This window comes from Bradyrhizobium sp. Bra64, assembly GCF_024519875.1.
GTDB lineage: Bacteria > Pseudomonadota > Alphaproteobacteria > Rhizobiales > Xanthobacteraceae > Bradyrhizobium > Bradyrhizobium japonicum_G.
In genome coordinates this window covers 472,758-491,331 of record NZ_JALJRD010000002.1, presented here as the reverse complement: position 1 = coordinate 491,331, position 18,574 = coordinate 472,758, and the positions used below count along the sequence as shown (strand labels likewise).

The following is an 18,574-nucleotide window of genomic DNA, read 5'->3' as shown; positions in this document are numbered from 1 at the left end:
GACCATATCATAGACGCTCAATCATGATCCGGATGCTGATGGCTGACGATGGTCGCCATCTTCTCCGGCCCGTAATTCTGCTGCGTGGTCTGGCTCGGCAGATTGGAGATTCCCACCACCCAGCCGAGGCGGGATTCCGTTCCATATTGCCGTGTCGGCACCAGCTGGTCGGGTCGGTCGAAGGCGCCGGTCATGATCTCGATCCGATCGCCGTCGATACGGCCGAAGCTGAGTGGCGTGCCGCAGGCGGCGCAATAGCCGCGGTCCGCGATCGTGGAGGAGCGGAAGAACGACGGCCGCCCCTTGGTCCAGGCGAAATCCGCCCGGTTGATGTCGGCGAAGGAGGCGAACGGCGCACCGCTCGCCTTCTGGCACATCCGGCAGTGGCAGATCGAGACCCGGTTCGGCGTGGCCGTGACCGCGAAGCGCACTGCGCCGCATTGGCAGCCGCCGGTGAAGACTGGTTTGCCCACTTCGGTCATGCCTGCTCCATACGTCGATAAGCGTCTTGCAACGTGGCAAGCGCATCGCCGCCGGCGAAAACGAAGCCCGTGACGCCGGCCGCACGGAGCGCCGCCTCGGCATCAGTCGGGCGGCCTGCCAGATAGATATGTCGCCCGCCTGCGGTTTGCAGGGCCTTCGCCGCGGCTTCGGCGTGTTCCGCATAGACCTTGTCGCTGGAACAAAGGCAGGCGAGCTCGGCGCCGGAGGCCTTGAAGGCGGCAGCCAGCTCGGCCGGATCGGCAAAGCCCTCGCTGTCAACGGCCTCGATCCCACCGGATTCGAACAAGCTCTTGGCAAAGGTCGCGCGCGCCGTGAAGTCGGCGGGCGTACCGAGATTGGCCAAAAACACTTTTGGTCGTGCCCCGCGCGCCTTCAGCGCGGCATCGGATTTGTCGCGCAGCGCCTCGAACGGTTCCGCAAGCCGGATCGGCGGCAGCGCATCGAAATTGTATTTCTGCTCGCCGTAGGGGGCGAGCGCAACCGGCGTCGCCTTCAGCACCGTGGTCTCGCGCTCATGCAGGTTCGGAAACTCGCTGGCACCGGTCAACACGTCGCGGCGCTTTGCAATGTTGGCGTCACGCGCTTTTCGCGCGGCCGCGACCCTGCTCTGGAACACGCCCTGCTGAAGCGCGGCGAAGGCGCCGCCGGCTTTCTCGCTGTCCTGGAACAGCGCCCAGGCCGCCTCGCACAGCTGCGCGGTCAGCGTCTCGATGCCGCCTGCGCCGGCCGCGGGATCGCTGACCCTGGCAAGGTTGCTTTCTTCCAGCAGCAGGGCTTGCGTGTTGCGCGCCACGCGACGCGCGAATGGATCCGGCAACCCCAGCGCCAGCGTATGCGGCAGCACGGTGATCGCGTTGGCACCGGCGAGCCCCGCTGCGAACGTCGCAATGGTCGCGCGCAGCATGTTCACGTAAGGGTCGCGCTGCGTCAGCATGCGCCAGGCCGTATCGGCGGCAATGAACAGCGGCTTCGGTGTCAATCCGCATGCCGTTTCGATGCGTGCCCACAACAGCCGCAACGCGCGGAATTTTGCCATGGTCAGGAACTGGTCGGCATCGGCAGAGAGACGCGCATAAACCATTCCCTGCGCAGCTTCCAGCGGAACGGCGGCGCCTTCGATCGCGCGCAAATAAGCGACGCCGCAGGCGAGCACGAAGGCAAGCTCCTGTACCTCGGAGCCGCCGGCATCGTGGATCACGCGTCCGTCGGCAGACGCGAACGGCCCCTTGAAGCCGAGCGCGGCGAGGCCCTTGATGCCGCCGGTGACGGCAGGAACGATCTCGTCCCAGGTATAGGGGCTGTGGCCCCACACCGCGCCGGCGGCGAGCGGATCGAGCCCGAAGCGGATGTCGCAGGCGGCAGGATCGATGCCGTTGCTCTTCACATATTCCGCGACATGGATCGCCGCCATCCGCGATTGCGGACCGATCTGGAGCTCGATGCCGATGCCGGCGTCGAGATGAATGTCCTTCAAGACCTTTGCGACCGCATCGGCCGAAGGTTCCAGGCCGAAACCGTAAGCGCCGTTGCCTCCGGCGAACACCAGCGCGAGCCCGGTTGCGCCGTTCTCGAGATCGGTCAGCGCCTGCGTATTCGCCAGCATCGCATCGGGATGGTCGATCCGCTGCATGATCTGCCAGGGCGCGGCCGGCGGCCGTCCCACCACGGGCGCAACGCCCTTGGCGCGCGGATAGAGCGGATCGATCCTGAGGCCGTCATAGGTCTTGCCGACCAGCTTCTCGAACGGCGCGCCCTTCAGCACGCCATCGACCAGCTTGCGCCAGTCTTCGACGGTCGCCCTGGGAAAATCCGCCGCCAGAGGCAGTTCGTCAGTCACGGAGGTCATGCGGCGAGGGGCTCCCGAAAATCTTGTTATTCGCAGGCGAAATTGCCACGGCCGGCCGTCCCTGCAAACGGTTGTTTTTGGTTAACCGGTATCCGGAAGCCGCTCAATGCCTTGCGTCGAGACGCTGGCGAGCCCGTCACGCACGCGAATGCCTGCGATCACGCGGTCGGGTGCAATCTCGGCCAGCGGCACCAGCACGAAGGCGCGCTCGAACAGGCGCGGATGCGGCAGGGTCAGGTCGGGCTTGTGCAGGCTGACATCGTCATAGGCGATCATGTCCAGATCGAGCGTGCGCGGGCCCCAGCGCCGCTCCTTGTCCCGCGTGCGGCCGAATTTCTGCTCGACCTTCTGCATCACGAACAGCAGTGCGTGCGGATCGAGGCCGGTGTCGATTTCGATGCAGGCGTTGATGAAGGGAGCCTGGTCCTCGTCGCCCCAGGGCGGGGTCGCATAGTCCGATGAGCGCGCGATCAGCGCGGCCTGCGCCATGCCGCAGACATGGGCGATCGCCTTCCCGAACGTCGCGCGGACGTCGCCGACATTGCCGCCGAGCGCAATGAGGACGCTCGCCATGTCAGGGGTGCCGCGAGCGCGTCAGCATGATGCCGACGTCGTCGAAGATCGCCGCGATCGGCGCATGCGGCTTGTGCACGGTGATCTTCACGGCTCGGATACGCGGGAAGTGCGACAGGATGGCATCCGCGACCGCGCCGGCGGCGCGCTCCAAAAGCTTGTAATTGGTGTTCTTGAACGCCGCGGTCGTGGTCGCCACGACTTCGGCGTAGGACACCGTGTCGGCGAGGCGGTCGGAGCGCGAAGGCTCCGACAGGTCGGTATGGAGTTCGAGGTCGATGACGAAACGCTGTCCGACTTCGGTTTCGTGATCCATCACGCCGTGGCGGGCATGGATCGACAGGCCGGTCACGAAGATCGTATCGGTCATTGCTTGCTCTCGATTGCGTTTGCGACCCGCAGGGCCTGCAGGGTCTCGGCGACGTCATGGGTCCGGATGATCTTTGCGCCGCGCCGGGCGGCGATCAGATGCGCGGCGATCGAGCCGGCGAGCCGCTCTTTCGGCTCCGACGGCGAGGCCGAGGCGATGAAACGCTTGCGCGAGGCGCCGACCAGGACCGGCAGGCCGAACATTTCGAGTTCGCGCAGCCGCGCCAGCGCAATCATGCTCTGCTCGGCCGTCTTGCCGAAGCCGATGCCGGGGTCGAGCACGATCTTGTCACGGGCGATGCCGGCTTGTGCCGCGATCTCCAGCGAGCGCTGAAAGAACGCCTTCATGTCCGCGATGATGTCGATGGCGGGATCGACGCTGTCGCGGTTGTGCATGACGATGACGGGGACGCCCCTCGCGGCCACCAGCGGCGCCATGGCGGCGTCGCGTTGCAGGCCCCAGACGTCGTTGGCGATCACGGCACCCTGGTCGAGCGCAAAGGCCACGACTTCGGCCTTCATGCTGTCGATCGACACGGGAACGCCGAGCGCCACGACGCCTGACAGCACCGGCTTCAGCCGGGCAAGCTCGTCGGCAACCGTGACGGCCTTGGCACCCGTGTAGGGCCGGGTGGACTCGGCGCCGATATCGATGATGTCGACCCCGGCCTCGATCATCTCGCGCGCTCGCGAGAGCGCCTGCTCTGGTGCGACGAATTCGCCGCCGTCGGAGAAGGAATCAGGGGTGACGTTGAGCACACCCATCACTGCCGGGATCGGCCGCTCCAGCAGCGTCCGCAGCAAATCATGCCCGACTGAACCGGCCGCCGGGACGGATGGGGAGGGCGAGGCATTCATGCGGCTCGCTTTAGCTGCCGGGGAGGGGGAGTCAAGACGGGATTGGCGGCAACGCGCGCTGCTGTTTCACCGTCATACTGGAGTGGCCGCTTCTTCAGCGGCCCTCGAAGGGCGACCGCCCGGCTCTCGCAGCGTGGCCGTGCATCCTTCGAGGTTCGTCGTCAGACGCGTTGCGTCCCACGACGAGTAGCTCAGGATGACGGGGAGAGAATGGCGCGGATGGAAAGCAGGCTAATACGAAATCTTCGGCGGCAGCTTCTTTGCCTTGGCGATGATGTCGCCGACCGACTTCTCTGAAGGCAGGATGCGGAGGAGCTTTTTCTTCTCGTTGGCATCCCGCATGCTCTGGGCGAGCCTCGCCGGATTTCGATAGGCGAGCTCGCGCACGGTGGTAACGCCGGCGGCGCGGACCAGGCCGACCTTGGCCCTGCCCATGCCGGGGATACGCATGTAGTCGGAGACGTTGGCCCATTCCAGCAGCAACTGCTCGCTGATGCCGGTCTTGGCGGAGAGCGCTTTGCGGCCCTTCACGGTCGAGGCCGCCTCGAGCAGCGCGTCGGTGGTGCGGATACCTTGCGCCTTCAACTTGTTGGCGGCAAAGGTCGACAGGCCCTCAATCTCGGAGATCGGATATGTCATGATGCTCGATATGAAATGCGCAGGCTTCAGGCGAACTGGCTGAGGCCCGGGCTCCCCGCGATGATCTTGCCCATCTGATCCGCTCCGATTTTGTCTCGGCCGAAGCGAAAAAGTTCACGGGCGACGTTCTGAATCTCGGACATACCAAGGCCCAGGCCCATCAGGCGTGTCCCGACCGCCATCAGGCCGCCGCCCATCAGCCGCGACAGCCCGCCGCCGCTGCCGGACGCCTCGATTGCGCCCTCCGCACCGGGGATATGATCGATCAGAGCCTTGACGATGTCGGAAGGACCCTCGTTGCGGAGGAAGCCCAGGATAATGCCGACGGTCTTTTCAGCGACAGCACTATCTATGCTGGCGTTTGTCGCCAGCCGCCCGATCAGCTCGTCCATATGGCCTGCCCCTCAGCCGGTTCACATGCCGGAGTATTGCTTTCAAAATGATCTTGAGCCGGTGTGATGTGAAATACAAGCGATGAACGCCACCAACGTTCCGATTCGTTCTCGAACGCGCGAGAAGTGTTGCAGCGATGCAAGAGCGGAGATCGAATCGGCAAAAAAATGCCGCGGTGCGAATGCGTCATTCCTACTTTCGGCTGATGTCGCTCATTGGTTTCCGGCAATGTCGCATGCCGAGGCCGCGTTGAATGGTTTCAATCGGCGCGCGACATGCGTTAAACTACGGAACTGGTGCATTTGAGTTTCGATCAGCGAAACGCGTCAGACAGATCAGAGAGAATAATGACCGCACAGGACAGCAAGCTCGGCGACACCGACGACAAGATCTTCGTCGGCAAGGGAGACGAGCAGGCATGGCTGACGCTGGCGCTCGCCAATCGCCACGGCCTCGTCACAGGTGCAACCGGAACCGGCAAGACGGTGTCGCTGCAAGTCATGGCGGAAGGATTTGCGCGCGCCGGTGTTCCGGTCTTCGCTGCCGACATCAAGGGCGACCTCTCCGGCATCTCCGAGGTCGGCGTGCCCACGGATTTCATCGTCAAGCGCGCTACCGGGATGGGACTGACGTTCGAGCCCGACCAGTTCTCGACGGTGTTCTGGGACGTGTTCGGCGAGCAGGGCCATCCGGTACGGGCGACCGTCACGGAAATGGGACCGCTTCTGCTCGCGCGCATGCTCGATCTGAACGACGTGCAGGAGGGCGTGCTCAACGTCGCCTTCCGCGTCGCCGACGACAACGGCCTTGTCCTGGTCGACATGAAGGATCTGCGCGCGCTGCTCGATGCCATCGTGCCCGACAGCGGCAAGAAGGGGCCGGACGCGGCCGATGATCCGCTTGCCGACATCCGGAAGGCGGCCCAGGGCTTTGGCAATGTCACCAAGGCCACCGTCGGCACCATCCAGCGCCAGCTCCTGGTGCTGGAGAACCAGGGCGGCACCAAATTCTTCGGCGAGCCTGCGCTGACGCTGAAGGACTTCATGAAGACCGATCGCGACGGCCGCGGCATGGTCAACATCCTCGTCGCCGACAAGCTGCTGCAGAGCCCACGGCTCTACGCGACATTCCTGCTCTGGATGCTGTCGGAGCTGTTCGAGGAGCTGCCCGAGGCCGGCGACCTGCCCAAGCCGAAGCTCGTGTTCTTTTTCGACGAGGCGCATCTGCTGTTCAACGACGCGCCGAAGGCGCTGATGGACAAGATCGAGCAGGTGGTCCGCTTGATCCGTTCCAAGGGCGTCGGCGTCTATTTCGTTACGCAAAACCCGATCGACGTCCCCGACCGCGTGCTCGGGCAACTCGGCAACCGGGTGCAGCACGCGCTGCGCGCCTTCACCCCGCGCGACCAGAAGGCGGTCGCCGCCGCAGCACAGACCTTCAGGCCCAACCCGAAGCTCGATACCACCAAGGTGATCATGGAGCTCGGCAAGGGCGAAGCACTGGTGTCCTTCCTCGAAGGCAACGGCACGCCGGCGATGGTCGAGCGGGTGATGATCCGACCGCCATCGGCCCGGATCGGACCGATCACGCCGGAAGAGCGCAAGGCGATCATGGATGCGAGCCCGGTGAAGGGCAAATACGACACCACCGTTGATGAAGAGTCCGCCTATGAGATGATCCAGAAGCGCATTGCCGGGACGGCTGCGATTGCCGATGGCGGTCCGGCTGGTGGTGGCGGCGGCATCCTCGGCCAGATCGGCTCGATGGTCGGCACCATCTTCGGCACCAACGTCAAGCGCGGTCGCCTGTCGACGGGCCAGGTCATCGCGCGCGACGTGACGCGATCGGTGACGAACCAGGTGATCGGGCGGATGGCCGCCAATCTCGGCAAGTCGGTCGCCGGCCAGATTGGTGGCTCGATCGGCCGCACCCTGGTCCGTGGCGCGCTCGGCGGCTTGCTGCGTCGATAGGCAGAAAGCCCCGTTCGAGGCAATCTGTCCGCAAACCCGGCCCTCGTGCGCGACCGGTACAAATTAGGGTGAACAGGACTCTCCAAGCGTCCGTCGGTCTGCTAGGTGCTATGGTCCCTGACTGGACCGCACCGTGACCTCAACCGAATCTTTCGCCGAACCCCTCGCATTCAGAACCCTGTCGCTGCGTGCGCCGCTCGACCTGCTCTTCCTGCTCTGCTGCTTCGTCCTGACCGCCGATGTCCTCGGTCCCGAGATATTCGGCCACGGCAAGACCAAGGATTACGGGCTGTGGTACTGGGCCGGGCAGCAGGTGTTGCAGGGCGGGCCGCTTTATCCCGGCGACATCGGTGCGTATTTCGAATTCATCTATCCACCGCTGCCGGCGATCCTGCTGGCGATCCCGAGCTGGTTCGGCAAGATCGCGCTCTACAGCGTGCTGTCGATCCTCAATATCGTGGCGTGGTGGTACACCGGGATGCTCTCAAATGCCATGACCGCTTCGGGCCGCAGGCCGGCCCCCTGGCTGGAGGCGCTGCCCGCCATCGTCACCGTGACCTTCGTGTTCGACATGTTCGATCTTGGCCAGCCGAACCTCGTGCTGCTGGCGATGATGCTCTACGGCTTCTGGAGCTTGCAGCATCAGCGCTCCTGGCTCGCGGGTTTCATGTTCGCGCTCGCGACCGCCATTAAGGTGTTTCCGATTGCGGTTCTGCCCTACCTGGTCTGGCGTCGGAAGTGGGCCGCCGTCGCCGCTACGGTCGCCTTCACCGGCATCCTTCTCTATGTCGTGCCGGCGCCGATCCGTGGCTTCGAGCGCAACGCCGCCGAGCTCGAGACCTGGTATAACGCCATGGTCGGCTCGAGCTCGGAAAAGGGTTTTGGCCAGCGCGACGAGCAGAACTGGTCGTGGGTGAACCAGTCCCTCATTGCGGTCACGCATCGCCTGGTCCGGCCGATCAACTACAATCAGGAGGATCCCAACAAGCCGCCGCGCACGATGAATGTCATCGACGTCGACTACAGGACGGCGAACTGGATCGTGCTGGCGCTGTCGGCGCTGCTCGGGCTCGGCTTCGTCGCGGTCATGCCCCGGCAAGCACGGCGAACGGCGCGTTCCGACGCCGAGGAGCTGGGCATCCTGTTCTGCCTGATGACGGTGGCATCGCCCCTGGCGCGGCAATACTACTTCATGTGGCTGTTCTTCCCGATGACGGTGCTGATGCATCGTGCCGCTTTCGACGAGCGGGCGAACGTGCGGCTTGGAACCTGGCTCGCTTTGGGCGCGGCCGGCGCCCTCATGCTGCTGTCGCTGCCGTGGTTTCCCAACGTCACCCAGGCCTGGGGCAATAACCTCGCCGCCACGGCCATCCTCGCAGGTTGCCTCGCATGGCACATCCGCCATCCCCCGGTTGCGGCTGGCTCCGAGCCTGCGGTAGCGGTAAAAGCCAGACTTCTTGAAGAGCCAAGACTTCTTGAAAAGACATCCTGAGCTCCCGATTTTTGGGACCCGAACGTAGGGAATCGACCATGGCCAATGCGCAGCTTCAATCCGTGCTCGACCACATCGACAAGGATTTTGATAACAGCCTGGAGCGGCTGTTCTCGCTGTTGCGGATCAAGTCGATCTCCGCGGATCCGGCCTTCGCCGCCGATTGCAAGGCGGCGGCCGAACATCTTGCCAAGGACATCGCCAGCCTCGGTGTCGCCACGGAAGTGAGGCCCACGGCCGGCCATCCCGCCATCGTCGGCATGACCAGGGCGGGCGGGCGGCCGCATGTGATCTTCTACGGCCATTACGACGTGCAGCCGGTCGATCCGCTCGATCTCTGGCACCGTCCGCCGTTCGAGCCCGTGGTCACCGACCACGCCGACGGCCGCAAGATCATCGTTGCGCGCGGCGCCGAGGACGACAAGGGCCAGGTGATGACCTTCGTCGAGGCCTGCCGCGCGTGGAAGAAGGTGACTGGCTCGCTGCCGATCGACGTCACCTTCCTGATCGAAGGCGAGGAGGAGGTCGGCTCGAAGAATTTCGTGCCCTTCATCGAGGCCAACAAGGACGAGTTCAAGGCCGACTATGTGCTGGTCTGCGACACCGGCATGTGGGACCGCAACACGCCGGCGATCACGACCTCGCTGCGCGGTCTGCTCTACGAGGAGCTGAAGATCACGGCTGCCAATCGCGATCTGCATTCCGGCGTGTTCGGTGGCAGCGCGATGAACCCGATCCGGGTGCTGACCAAAATCCTCGGCGGCCTGTTCGACGACGACAACCGCATCACCATCCCCGGCTTCTACGACGGGGTGAAGGATCTGCCGCCCGACATCCTGGAGCAGTGGAAGAAGCTCAACCTGACGCCCGAGATGTTCCTCAAGCCGATCGGCCTGTCGATCCCGGCCGGCGAGAAGGGACGGCTGCTGATCGAGCAGGCCTCCTCGCGCCCGACCTGCGACGTCAACGGCATCTGGGGCGGCTATATCGGCGAGGGCTCCAAGACGGTGATCCCGTCGCATGCCTCGGCAAAGATCTCGTTCCGCCTGGTCGAGGGGCAGGACCCCCAGAGGATCCGCAAGGGCTTCCGCGACTACGTGACGGTGCGGCTTCCGGGCGACTGCAAGGTCGAGTTCGGCGACCATTCCGCCGCGCCGGCGGTCGCGCTCGACTGGAACATGAAGCCGCTCGCAGCCGCCAGCAAGGCGCTGACGGAGGAATGGGGCAAGGAGACCGTGCTGATGGGCTCGGGCGCCTCGATCCCGATCGTCGCCGACTTCAAGCGTACGCTTGGGCTCGACTCGCTGCTGGTCGGCTTCGGATTGGATGACGACAACATCCACTCGCCCAACGAGAAGTACGACCTCCGCAGCTTCCAGAAAGGCATCCGCTCCTGGGCCCGCATCCTGGCTGCGCTGGCGGAGGTGAAGTAGGGCTACGGCATCAACGCCGTCATTGCCGGGCTTGACCCGGCAATCCATCAGGCAAGATCATTTTGCGATGGATGCGGGGGTCGAGCCCGCGCATGACGAGCCGAGGAGGCCGCCCCAAAATAAAAACGCCACCCGGAATTGGGCGGCGTTTCATTCCAAAAGGCGTAGAGGTTCGTTGGCAGCTACCCTACACCGAATCCCGAAAATCTCAAGACCGATAGCCCGGCAGTTCGCGGTCGAGCTTGCGCAGCAGCGGCGGCCACACGAGGTTCGTCGCGCGCAGCTCGGCACGGTCGCGGTTGGCGAGCAGCTCGGTGTTCTTGTCGATCGCGACATCGTCCACCGGATAGACCGGCGTGCCCAGCGCGCGCGTGCGCACCTGCATCGAGCAGGCGCGCTCGAGGTGGTACATGCGCTCGAAGGCGGAGGCGACCGAGCGGCCGACCGTCAGCGTGCCGTGATTGCGCAGCAGCATGTGGTTGTGGTCGCCGAGATCCTTCTGCAGCCGCGGCCGCTCGTCATGGTCGAGCGCGATGCCTTCATAGTCGTGATAGGCGAGGTCGTGGGTGACGAGCTGGGCCGTCTGGTTCAGCGGCAGCAGCCCTTCGGCGCTGCTCGACACCGCGGTGCCGTCGAGGGTGTGGAGATGCAGCACGCAGATTGCGTCCTCGCGCACCTCGTGGATCGCCGAATGGATGGTGAAGCCGGCCGGATTGATGCTGTACTCGCTCTCGGAGAGCTGGTTGCCGTGCAGATCGACCTTGACGAGGCTGGAGGCCGTGATCTCGTCGAACATCAGCCCGTAGGGGTTGATGAGGAAGTGATGATCGGGGCCGGGGACGCGCGCGGAAATGTGGGTATCGACCAGATCGTCCCAGCCGTAGAGCGCGACGAGGCGGTAGCAGGCGGCGAGATTGACCCGTTGCTGCCACTCGGCCTCCGTCATGTTCGACGGCACTTCCTTCAGGCGCGCTTCCGCTGGCGACATGGCTGGTCTCTCCGAACATCGTTGTTGCGGGGCGGCAGCGTAGTCGCGGTTGGGGGCGGCGGCAAGGCGCCGAAAGCGCGGCAGTCCAGCGTAGCCCGCATGGAGCCAGCGGGTCCGGGGAAGAATATTACGGTGCCGGGATCGAGAGCAGGCTGGAAATGCTGCGGCCGCGGATGTCGTAGACGCGCGCGAACACCACGTCGTCGCGCTTGATCTCGACCATGACCGGTGCGGTGAGGCCCTTGCAGTAGAACTCGCCGAGCGTCATCGCGAAATCGGCCGCGTTGGAATCCCAACCGATGGTGAAGTCGGGCCCGAGTGCGACTTGCGCGGGGCGCTGCGGACCGCACACCGCGACCTTCCACTTGCGATTGCCCGGCGGCACTTCCTGCCGCTCGACGATCTGCTCGCGCAGCTCGTCCGAAGCCTGCTTCAGCGCCAGGCCCCAATAGTCCAGCATGAAGCGCTCGTCGGCGCCGCGCACGGTGCCGGCGATGTGGTTGAAGTGGGTGTATTGATAGGGGTGCAGCCGGATCATCTCGGCGAGCGACAGCGCGAGGCCGAAGCAGAAGGTCGCGAGCACGACCGGCTGCCAGGTGCGGTGGTTGACGCGCAGGCGCTCCATGACCCAGCCGAAGGCGACGCCGCCGAGCACTGCCATTGGCGGGATCACGAACACGAAATGGCGGATGCCGTTGTAGAGCGCCGGCCGCTTCACCATCGCGATGGCGAGCGGCAGCGTCGCCGCCAGCGTCAGCATCAGCAGGATGGTCTTGCGGCGCGCTGCAACCTCGCGGCGCGGCAGCATGGCGAAAGTGCTGACCGCGGCGCCGGCCATCAGCACCAGCATCACCTCGGGCAGCTGGAGCGCGAACAGCGTCGGCAGATAGGACCAGGGCATGTCGGGCACGGACACGATCGCGCCGTCGAACATCTCCTTCCAGGGCTTCTCGAAGAAGTGCGAGAAGTAGGTCAGCGCCTCGAACGGATTGCCCGGCTCCATGATCGACCACGGCCAGATCAGGCCCATCACGAGGTAGCCGAACACGAGGCCGGGCAGCAGCACGTAGACGACATGGGCGAAGCGGCGGGCCGCCTCGCGAACGCCTTCGGTACGCAGTTCCTCCAGGAACAGCGGGAGGAAGCCGACCATGGCGTAGACCAGCGCGAGCCCGCCGAGGATGCGGCAGCCGAGCGACAGGCCCGAGCCGAAGCCGACGATCAGGATCGTGCGCGGCGAAGGCTGCGGATATTCCTCGGCGAGGCGGACGAGGCCCAGCATCAGGATGATCATGGCCACCGCGAAGGGCGCATCCTTCGGATTCATGAACATGTGGCCGTAGAAGATCGGGCAGAGCGCGAGCAGCAGGAGCGAGGCAAGACCCGCAAGCGGGCCGCCGACACGGCGGCCGAGCCGCCACGTCACCGCAAGCCCGATCACGCCGACGACCGCGCCGAGCAGACGGCGCGTCTCGAACAGCTCGAGCGGAATCACCTTGTGCAGGAGGGCTGCGACCATGTCGAAGCCGCCGCCGTACATATAAAGATTGGCGAAGGAGAGCGCCGCGGTGTCCCTGAAGCCGGAACCGAACATGCGCAGCAGCAGGTCGGCATATTCAGCGTGGGTGTAGTCGTCCCAGCCGAGCCCGTAGTCGCGGAAGGTCAAGCCTGCAATGACGGCGACCGCGGCCAGCACCAGCATGGCAAGATCGTCGCAAGTCCGTTCAACCGACCGCCGCAGGGGCGTATCGATCGCCGAAGTCGTGATGGATGTCATGGCTATTGGTGACCCGGAATCCCCTGTTGGCCCTGCTGGCGCGCGCGGGCCTGCTCCCCGAAATCCCTATAGCGCAGTTCCATTACCAAGTAATTGGGCATTATAGCTAAATTCCTGATGCGACGCAGCAAAACCAGAAACTTGAGAGCGAGCCTAGACGTAGCGGGCCGTAGCTGAAGGGAATGTGAATAAGTCCCTGATTTCCTTCTCATTAGGAACGCAGGCCCGAATTCGCCGTTGGCGTGGAACGCCGTATGACGGTATCGTGGCGTGACGGGTGTCGCGTGTGGATGCGCGGCCGGGGGTGAGTTCGATGACCGTGGCTCTGTTGATCGCTGGGATTTTCGCCATTTTGGCGGGCCTCCTTGCGATCCTGTTTGGCTTTACCGTCAGGGAATTCAGTCTCGGCAGCACTCTCATAATCTCCGGCACCATCGGGGTCTGCTCCGGGATGTTACTGGCCGGCCTCTATGTCGTGGTCGCGGAACTGAAGGGCATCGCCCGCCGGCTCGCTGGATCAGCCGCAGCGTCCGAGGTTCGAGTGAGGCCCGTGCTGCCCGGTCTCGGGATGCCTGGAGCGCCCGCGCCCGAAGCGGGGAGCGCAGCCAGGATCGAGCCGGCGCCGCCACCGCCGGCCGGAGGCCCGCCACCGTGGCAGAACGAAGCGTCCGCGCGCGAGCGTCCGCGCGTCGAGCCGCCGCCGGAATCGGAGGTTCCAGCGCTGCCCGAAACTCCTGAACCACCGCGCCGGCGCAACTTGCTGTTCGCCTCGACCTCCCGCAAGGAGCGCGAGCGTGCGGAGGCGAAGGCCGGCGAGGCCTCGCCGCCGCATGCAGAGCCGTCAGCGGCGCCTGGCGTACCGGATGTTCCGCCTGCGAGCTTTGACGACGCCTGGCCGAAGCCGGACCGGACGCGCGCACCGGAACCGCCGGCCGCCGGGCGTCGCCCGCCGCCGCGTTCGCCGTCGACCTTCGTGGAAGCTGCCCCGCCGCCGCCGCCGCCGCCCGACCCGGCACCAGCGGCCGAGCAGGCGCCCGTGACCGTGCTCAAATCCGGCATTGTCGATGGCATGGCTTATTCGCTGTATTCCGACGGCTCGATCGAAGCGCAGATGCCGGAGGGCATGATGCGCTTCGCATCGATCGACGAGCTGCGCGCCCATCTCGACCAGCGGTCCTGAGACTGCGGCGCACAAGTAAAGCGTCGGCGTTTCCTCAGTAATCAGCTCATTCTCGTCAGTCGTCGTATTTTGGCCCAACGTATTGTTGACACGGAATACTTCGGCGTCGTCAATCCATGAGAATGCAAGGTTAGGGAAAGGTCGGGCCCATGTCGGATGCCGGGGCTAAGAATTTCATCGAGCTGACGGCGAGCATCGTGTCGGCCTATCTCAGCAACAATCCGACGCCGTCCGGCGAGATACCGAACCTGATCAGCCAGGTGCATGGCGCCCTGGTGCGGGTTTCGTCAGGCCGCACCGAGACGGCGACGCTCGAGCCGGCAAAGCCGGCGGTCTCGTTGAAGAAGTCGATCGCGCCCGATTATCTGGTCTGTCTGGAAGACGGCAAGCGCTTCAAGTCGCTGAAGCGCCATCTGCGCACCCAGTACAACATGACACCGGAGCAATACCGCGAGAAATGGGGCCTGCCGGCCGACTATCCCATGGTCGCGCCGAACTATGCAGTGGCGCGCTCGCAGCTTGCGAAGCAGATGGGACTGGGGCAGCAGCAGCGGAAGCGGAAGTAACTTCTCACGATGCGTCCGCGAGCGCCTCTTTTGCGTCGGTCTTGATGCGCTCGACCATCGAGCGCAGTCCGTTGGACCGCTGCGGCGTCAGGTGATCGCGGAAGCCGAATTCGTCGAACACGGCAAGGGCGTCCGTCGCGAGAATCTCCTGCGGCGTGCGGCCCGAATAGAGCGCGAGCACGATCGCGACCAGCCCGCGCACGATATGCGCGTCGCTGTCGCCGAGATACTTCAGGATCGGCGCACCATTGCTGCGGTCGACATGCTTGGCGAGCCAGACCTGGCTGACGCAGCCATTCACCTTGTTCTTGGCCGAATGCTCGGCCTCGGGCATCGGTTCCAGCGCGCGGCCAAGCTCGATGACGTACCGGTAGCGGTCGTCCCACTCGTCCAGAATCTCGAAATTATCCCTGATTTCATCGATCGTCGTCATGCTGGCCCGTGTGTTCCCGTTCAGGCCAATATAGGGACGCAAGGCGCCGAAATCGATAGGGTTTGGGCGCTAATTCGCCTCTGCAGGCGCCGGGCCGCGCCATTCCAGCGCGAGATCGTCCTGGGACAGGGTGTCGTGCGGCGCCTCGCCTGCAGCAAGGTCGCCTTCGCCGGCCAGCGCGATCGAGCCGGTGTGGTCGGGCGCCTTCTTGTCGGTCTTCTCGAGCTGCTCTTTCTTGTCGTTGATGATCTGGTAGATTTTCTTCGCGCCGTCCTGCGCGCGCTGGCCGATGATGGTCGCGGCCTGTCCGCCGACCTCGCAGGCCGCGGGCTGGCGCTTGCAGAACTGGGTCATGTCGGAGACGGCCGCGGTCGCAGCCTGCACCGCGTCGGCAGCGCCGATCTGCGGCAGCTTGTCCGATTCGGGCGTCTTGTCCCGCGGCAGGAGCACCAGCACCAGCCCGAGCCAGAATGTGATGCGAAGCAGAAAGCGCATCTTATCGACCTGTATGTTAGATCCCCCGCGGCGATCTCCGCGGATGTCGGACCTAGCAACTCTCGATAAATCCCAACTGATTGCCTTCCGCTTAATTCGCGGAAAATTTACGCAAAAATCTTTCCAAGTCCCGTTCTCGTGAATTTTCGATTGACGCCCTGTGCCCGTGATTCCGCCGGCTCGCATATCCACCAATTCGAAACCATGCGGGGGAAGGTGAAACCCTGTGTTCACCATCCCCGCCGAAGACGTGTTCAAATCGCCTAAAAATCTCCGCGATGACACCGTGTCCAGCCGCGCGCCGCATTGCCTTAGCACTCGTTTAAGGTCGCTCTGACACGGTGGCTCAACGATAAGGAGGCGTTCCGGCGCGTCTTCTCGACGAGTGAGCCGAAGCGCGAGACCCGTGACAGTTTTGAGTATCATCCGCGATTGTCTCGATGCGCTGCTGCATCCTTCCGCGCGTTACGATGCGCTGACGCGAGCGCGCCATCGTGCCTTCATGGCGCCGCGGCTGCTTGGCAGCCTGGCCGCCTTTGCCGCATTCCCGGTCTATCTCGCCATGCGCGGCGCGCCGAGCGCGATCGAGGTGGCCGCCTTCGCCTGGCTGATCGCGCCAATCCTGTTGTCCTGGTTCCTGTCGCGCACCGGCCGCTATGAAGGCGCGCATGTGCTGTCGTCGCTGGCGCTCGCTGGCCTGATCATGGCGGTTGCGATTAGCACCGGCGGCATCGAATCATTCGCAGCGATCTGGCTGGTCGTGGTCCCGCTCGAAGCTGCGCTGTCGGCCTCGCGCCGCGTCGCGGCCTTCGCCTCGCTGCTCGCGCTGTCCTGTGCTGGGATACTGATCCTCGTCGGCCATCTCGGCTGGCTGCCGGCCGGCGACACCAGCGCCGCGGAACGTGGCGCGCTGATGGCGTTCGGCGTCGCTTCGGCGACGCTCTATTCCGCAGCCCTTGCCTTCGGCGCGGAATCGCTCGCGCGCACCAGCGTTGCGCTGCTGTCGCGTGAAGAAGAGCGCTATCGCCTCCTGGCGCGCAACATGAGCGACGTCATCTCGCGGCATCAGCGCAACGGCGCGGTGCAGTTCATCTCGCCGGCGGTGGAGGCGATGCTCGGCATGCCCGCCACCCAGCTGCTCGGCCACGGTCTGTTCGACCGCGTCCATGTCGCCGACCGTCCGGCGTATCTCACGGCGCTGTCCGATGCCGCACGCGGCGACGTGCGCAGCGTCGAATTCCGGTTGCGCCGGGAGCCCGTCGGCTCGGAGCGTGGCCAGGTCGATTTCATCTGGGTCGAGATGCGCTGCCGCCCGCTCGATCAGGATATGGGCCGGGATGTCACGTGCGAGGCCGAAGTGGTCGGCGTGATGCGCGACGTCACCGATCGCAAGCTTTCCGAGCAGGCGCTCGATCAGGCGCGCAGCGCCGCGGAGGCGGCGGATGCCGCCAAGACGCGCTTCCTCGCCACCATGAGCCATGAGCTGCGGACACCGCTCAACGCCATCATCGGCTTCTCCGAGATGATCGCGCAGGAGCAGACCTTGATGCTGGGTGCGGCCCAGCGCAAGGAATACGCCCAGCTGATCAACGATTCCGGCCAGCATCTGCTCTCGGTCGTCAACGGCATCCTCGACATGTCCAAGATGGAATCGGGCAATTTCGAGATCGCGTCCGAGCCGTTCGCGCCGCGCGCATCGCTGTTGCATTGCTGCAATCTGCTGGCGCTGAAGGCGCGGGAGAACGGCGTCGATCTCGTCACGGACGCGCCGCAGGACCTGCCGGCCATGACCGGAGATCCGCGCGCGTTCAAGCAGATCGTGCTCAACCTCGTCGCCAACGCCATCAAGTTCACCGAGCGCGGCGGCCAGGTCTCCGTGACAGCCGCGGTGACCGGATCGCAGCTCACGTTGCGCATCAGCGACACCGGCGTCGGGATCGCACCCGACGATCTCAAGCGCATCGGCGCGCCGTTCTTCCAGGCCGGCAAGACCTATCAGCGACGGCATGAAGGAACCGGCCTCGGACTTTCGATCGTCAAGAGCCTCGTGGCGTTGCATCTCGGCGAATTGACGGTACAAAGCAGGCTCGGCGAGGGCACTGCCGTCACCGTCAAGCTGCCGCTCGTCTACACGCCGCCGCACGCCAAACCTGCCGATAGAATGCCGGCTGAGAGCAAGATCGCGACCTTGACGCCGGTGCTGCGTCATGAGCCTCACGACAAACTTCAAGACCAAACTCACGACCAACCTGCTCCGGTGAAGAAAAGTGCCTAAGAAGTCTGCCAAGGACGAAGCTGCTCCGCGCCGCCGAGGCGCCAAGGCCGCGGTCATCGATATCGAGACCGAGCGCAACCTCGTGATGCGCGTGCTGCTGCACAGCCCCAAGGACACGCTGGCCGGCCTCGTCGCCGTCGCCGCCATTGGCGCGATCGTCGCCAATGCGCTGTTCCTGCAGACCGGCCGGCATCCCGCGCCGATGTTCGGCACCGTGATCAATCTTCCAGCGCCCTCGTCCGTGTCGCTGTCGAACCCGTTGCCGCGTCCGCGCCCCGTCGGCGCCGATACCTCGCCGCTCGAGCCGAAAGCGACGGAGTTTCGCGTCGAGCCCAAGCCTGCCGAACGGGCCGCCGAGAAGCCGGTCGAGGCAACCGCATCGGCGCCGCGCTCGGGCAGCGATCCGATGACCAGTCTGGTCAAGGCAACGACCTCGACGCCGCTCTCCGCGATGCGGCCGCCGGCGCCGATTCCGGTGCAGCAGAGCCCCGCCGCGAGGCGTATCGCCGGCGTGCAGCGTGCGCTGTCCGAATACGGCTATGGAAATCTGAAGGTCACGGGCGCGATGAGCGGCGAGACCCAGTCCGCGATCCAGAAATTCGAGCGCGAACACAGGATGCAGGTGACCGGCCAGGTGTCCGACCGCCTGTTGCGCGAGCTCGGCGCCGCGATCGGCCATCCCGTCGAATAGCGGTACTTCAACTGTCATTGATGCGCATCAATTCTGCGCCTCGCGCGCCGGCAAAAGAAGCCGGGTCCATGCTGGTGTGATTTGCCCGGGAT

The 18,574-nt window shown here is 64.9% G+C and carries 18 protein-coding genes; 7 read left to right on the top strand and 11 right to left on the bottom strand.

Going from position 1 to position 18,574, the window contains the following annotated elements; translation table 11 throughout:
• Positions 1-17: 17 nt before the first annotated feature.
• The 7 genes from NR187_RS09860 to NR187_RS09830 all read right to left on the bottom strand — a co-directional run bounded on the left by NR187_RS09860 (position 18) and on the right by NR187_RS09830 (position 5,181).
• Positions 18-482 (bottom strand): GFA family protein, encoded by a 465-nt coding sequence (locus NR187_RS09860; protein WP_256806357.1) that lies wholly within the window; start codon positions 480-482, stop codon positions 18-20.
• A complete protein-coding gene (locus tag NR187_RS09855; protein WP_256806356.1) occupies positions 479-2,350 on the bottom strand; it encodes a methylmalonyl-CoA mutase family protein in 1,872 nt (623 codons plus the stop codon). The genes NR187_RS09860 and NR187_RS09855 overlap by 4 nt, the downstream gene beginning before the upstream one ends.
• Positions 2,351-2,431: 81 nt before the next feature.
• A complete protein-coding gene (gene folK, locus NR187_RS09850) occupies positions 2,432-2,923 on the bottom strand; it encodes a 2-amino-4-hydroxy-6-hydroxymethyldihydropteridine diphosphokinase (RefSeq protein ID WP_211382894.1) in 492 nt (163 codons plus the stop codon).
• A 1-nt stretch (position 2,924) separates the two neighbouring features.
• A complete protein-coding gene (gene folB / locus NR187_RS09845; protein ID WP_211382895.1) occupies positions 2,925-3,293 on the bottom strand; it encodes a dihydroneopterin aldolase in 369 nt (122 codons plus the stop codon).
• Complete coding sequence (gene folP, locus NR187_RS09840) at positions 3,290-4,150, bottom strand: dihydropteroate synthase (protein WP_256806355.1); 861 nt, start codon at positions 4,148-4,150, stop codon at positions 3,290-3,292. The genes folB and folP overlap by 4 nt, the downstream gene beginning before the upstream one ends.
• Positions 4,151-4,381: 231 nt before the next feature.
• Positions 4,382-4,789 (bottom strand): DUF4332 domain-containing protein, encoded by a 408-nt coding sequence (locus NR187_RS09835; protein ID WP_211382897.1) that lies wholly within the window; start codon positions 4,787-4,789, stop codon positions 4,382-4,384.
• Positions 4,790-4,815: 26 nt separating this feature from the next.
• Positions 4,816-5,181 carry a DUF2267 domain-containing protein gene (locus NR187_RS09830; protein ID WP_256806354.1) on the bottom strand — a complete coding sequence of 122 codons (366 nt, stop codon included), beginning with the start codon at positions 5,179-5,181 and terminating at the stop codon, positions 4,816-4,818.
• 348 nt (positions 5,182-5,529) lie between these two features.
• On the opposite strand from NR187_RS09830, the gene NR187_RS09825 reads away from it, so the two are divergent.
• The 3 genes from NR187_RS09825 to NR187_RS09815 all read left to right on the top strand — a co-directional run bounded on the left by NR187_RS09825 (position 5,530) and on the right by NR187_RS09815 (position 10,077).
• The gene (locus tag NR187_RS09825; RefSeq protein ID WP_256806353.1) at positions 5,530-7,152 is read left to right on the top strand and encodes a helicase HerA-like domain-containing protein; all 1,623 of its coding nucleotides are present in this window, start codon (positions 5,530-5,532) and stop codon (positions 7,150-7,152) included.
• A gap of 133 nt (positions 7,153-7,285) precedes the next feature.
• Positions 7,286-8,644: a glycosyltransferase family 87 protein gene (locus NR187_RS09820; RefSeq protein WP_211382900.1), complete on the top strand. Its 1,359-nt coding sequence runs from the start codon at positions 7,286-7,288 to the stop codon at positions 8,642-8,644.
• 38 nt (positions 8,645-8,682) lie between these two features.
• On the top strand, positions 8,683-10,077 hold the full coding sequence (locus NR187_RS09815; RefSeq protein WP_256806352.1) for a M20/M25/M40 family metallo-hydrolase: 1,395 nt from the start codon (positions 8,683-8,685) through the stop codon (positions 10,075-10,077).
• A 208-nt stretch (positions 10,078-10,285) separates the two neighbouring features.
• On the opposite strand, the gene NR187_RS09810 is transcribed toward NR187_RS09815, so the two are convergent.
• Together NR187_RS09810 and NR187_RS09805 are read right to left on the bottom strand one after the other, a co-directional pair.
• Positions 10,286-11,065, bottom strand: coding sequence for a class II aldolase/adducin family protein (locus NR187_RS09810; protein WP_211382902.1), 780 nt, complete (start codon positions 11,063-11,065; stop codon positions 10,286-10,288).
• Positions 11,066-11,192: 127 nt separating this feature from the next.
• The gene (locus tag NR187_RS09805; RefSeq protein WP_211382903.1) at positions 11,193-12,842 is read right to left on the bottom strand and encodes a glycosyltransferase family 39 protein; all 1,650 of its coding nucleotides are present in this window, start codon (positions 12,840-12,842) and stop codon (positions 11,193-11,195) included.
• A 313-nt stretch (positions 12,843-13,155) separates the two neighbouring features.
• Here NR187_RS09805 and NR187_RS09800 point away from each other — a divergent pair, with 313 nt between their 5' ends.
• Positions 13,156-14,022, top strand: a complete 867-nt coding sequence (locus NR187_RS09800) for a DUF308 domain-containing protein (RefSeq protein WP_211382904.1) — start codon at positions 13,156-13,158, stop codon at positions 14,020-14,022.
• A gap of 149 nt (positions 14,023-14,171) precedes the next feature.
• Positions 14,172-14,588: a MucR family transcriptional regulator gene (locus NR187_RS09795; protein WP_211382905.1), complete on the top strand. Its 417-nt coding sequence runs from the start codon at positions 14,172-14,174 to the stop codon at positions 14,586-14,588.
• Between the two features lie 4 nt (positions 14,589-14,592).
• Here NR187_RS09795 and NR187_RS09790 read toward each other — a convergent pair whose 3' ends face one another.
• A complete protein-coding gene (locus NR187_RS09790; protein ID WP_211382906.1) occupies positions 14,593-15,021 on the bottom strand; it encodes a SufE family protein in 429 nt (142 codons plus the stop codon).
• A gap of 69 nt (positions 15,022-15,090) precedes the next feature.
• The gene (locus NR187_RS09785) at positions 15,091-15,516 is read right to left on the bottom strand and encodes a DUF5330 domain-containing protein (RefSeq protein WP_211382907.1); all 426 of its coding nucleotides are present in this window, start codon (positions 15,514-15,516) and stop codon (positions 15,091-15,093) included.
• A gap of 406 nt (positions 15,517-15,922) precedes the next feature.
• Between NR187_RS09785 and NR187_RS09780 the strand changes: the two genes are divergently transcribed.
• Together NR187_RS09780 and NR187_RS09775 are read left to right on the top strand one after the other, a co-directional pair.
• Entirely contained in the window at positions 15,923-17,791 is a 1,869-nt protein-coding gene (locus NR187_RS09780) for an ATP-binding protein (protein WP_256806351.1), read from the top strand.
• The gene (locus NR187_RS09775; protein ID WP_256806350.1) at positions 17,784-18,482 is read left to right on the top strand and encodes a peptidoglycan-binding protein; all 699 of its coding nucleotides are present in this window, start codon (positions 17,784-17,786) and stop codon (positions 18,480-18,482) included. Before NR187_RS09780 ends, NR187_RS09775 begins: the two co-directional genes overlap by 8 nt.
• Positions 18,483-18,574: the final 92 nt, after the last annotated feature.

Bases quoted from the DNA above. Each gene is read 5' to 3' on its own strand.
- NR187_RS09835 (WP_211382897.1), bottom strand. From the start codon at position 4,789: ATGACATATCCGATCTCCGAGATTGAGGGCCTGTCGACCTTTGCCGCC.
- NR187_RS09805 (WP_211382903.1), bottom strand. From the start codon at position 12,842: ATGACATCCATCACGACTTCGGCGATCGATACGCCCCTGCGGCGGTCG.
- NR187_RS09790 (WP_211382906.1), bottom strand. From the start codon at position 15,021: ATGACGACGATCGATGAAATCAGGGATAATTTCGAGATTCTGGACGAG.
- NR187_RS09785 (WP_211382907.1), bottom strand. From the start codon at position 15,516: ATGCGCTTTCTGCTTCGCATCACATTCTGGCTCGGGCTGGTGCTGGTG.
- NR187_RS09810 (WP_211382902.1), bottom strand. From the start codon at position 11,065: ATGTCGCCAGCGGAAGCGCGCCTGAAGGAAGTGCCGTCGAACATGACG.
- NR187_RS09825 (WP_256806353.1), top strand. From the start codon at position 5,530: ATGACCGCACAGGACAGCAAGCTCGGCGACACCGACGACAAGATCTTC.
- NR187_RS09860 (WP_256806357.1), bottom strand. From the start codon at position 482: ATGACCGAAGTGGGCAAACCAGTCTTCACCGGCGGCTGCCAATGCGGC.
- NR187_RS09855 (WP_256806356.1), bottom strand. From the start codon at position 2,350: ATGACCTCCGTGACTGACGAACTGCCTCTGGCGGCGGATTTTCCCAGG.
- NR187_RS09800 (WP_211382904.1), top strand. From the start codon at position 13,156: ATGACCGTGGCTCTGTTGATCGCTGGGATTTTCGCCATTTTGGCGGGC.
- NR187_RS09830 (WP_256806354.1), bottom strand. From the start codon at position 5,181: ATGGACGAGCTGATCGGGCGGCTGGCGACAAACGCCAGCATAGATAGT.
- folB (WP_211382895.1), bottom strand. From the start codon at position 3,293: ATGACCGATACGATCTTCGTGACCGGCCTGTCGATCCATGCCCGCCAC.
- folK (WP_211382894.1), bottom strand. From the start codon at position 2,923: ATGGCGAGCGTCCTCATTGCGCTCGGCGGCAATGTCGGCGACGTCCGC.
- folP (WP_256806355.1), bottom strand. From the start codon at position 4,150: ATGAATGCCTCGCCCTCCCCATCCGTCCCGGCGGCCGGTTCAGTCGGG.
- NR187_RS09815 (WP_256806352.1), top strand. From the start codon at position 8,683: ATGGCCAATGCGCAGCTTCAATCCGTGCTCGACCACATCGACAAGGAT.
- NR187_RS09795 (WP_211382905.1), top strand. From the start codon at position 14,172: ATGTCGGATGCCGGGGCTAAGAATTTCATCGAGCTGACGGCGAGCATC.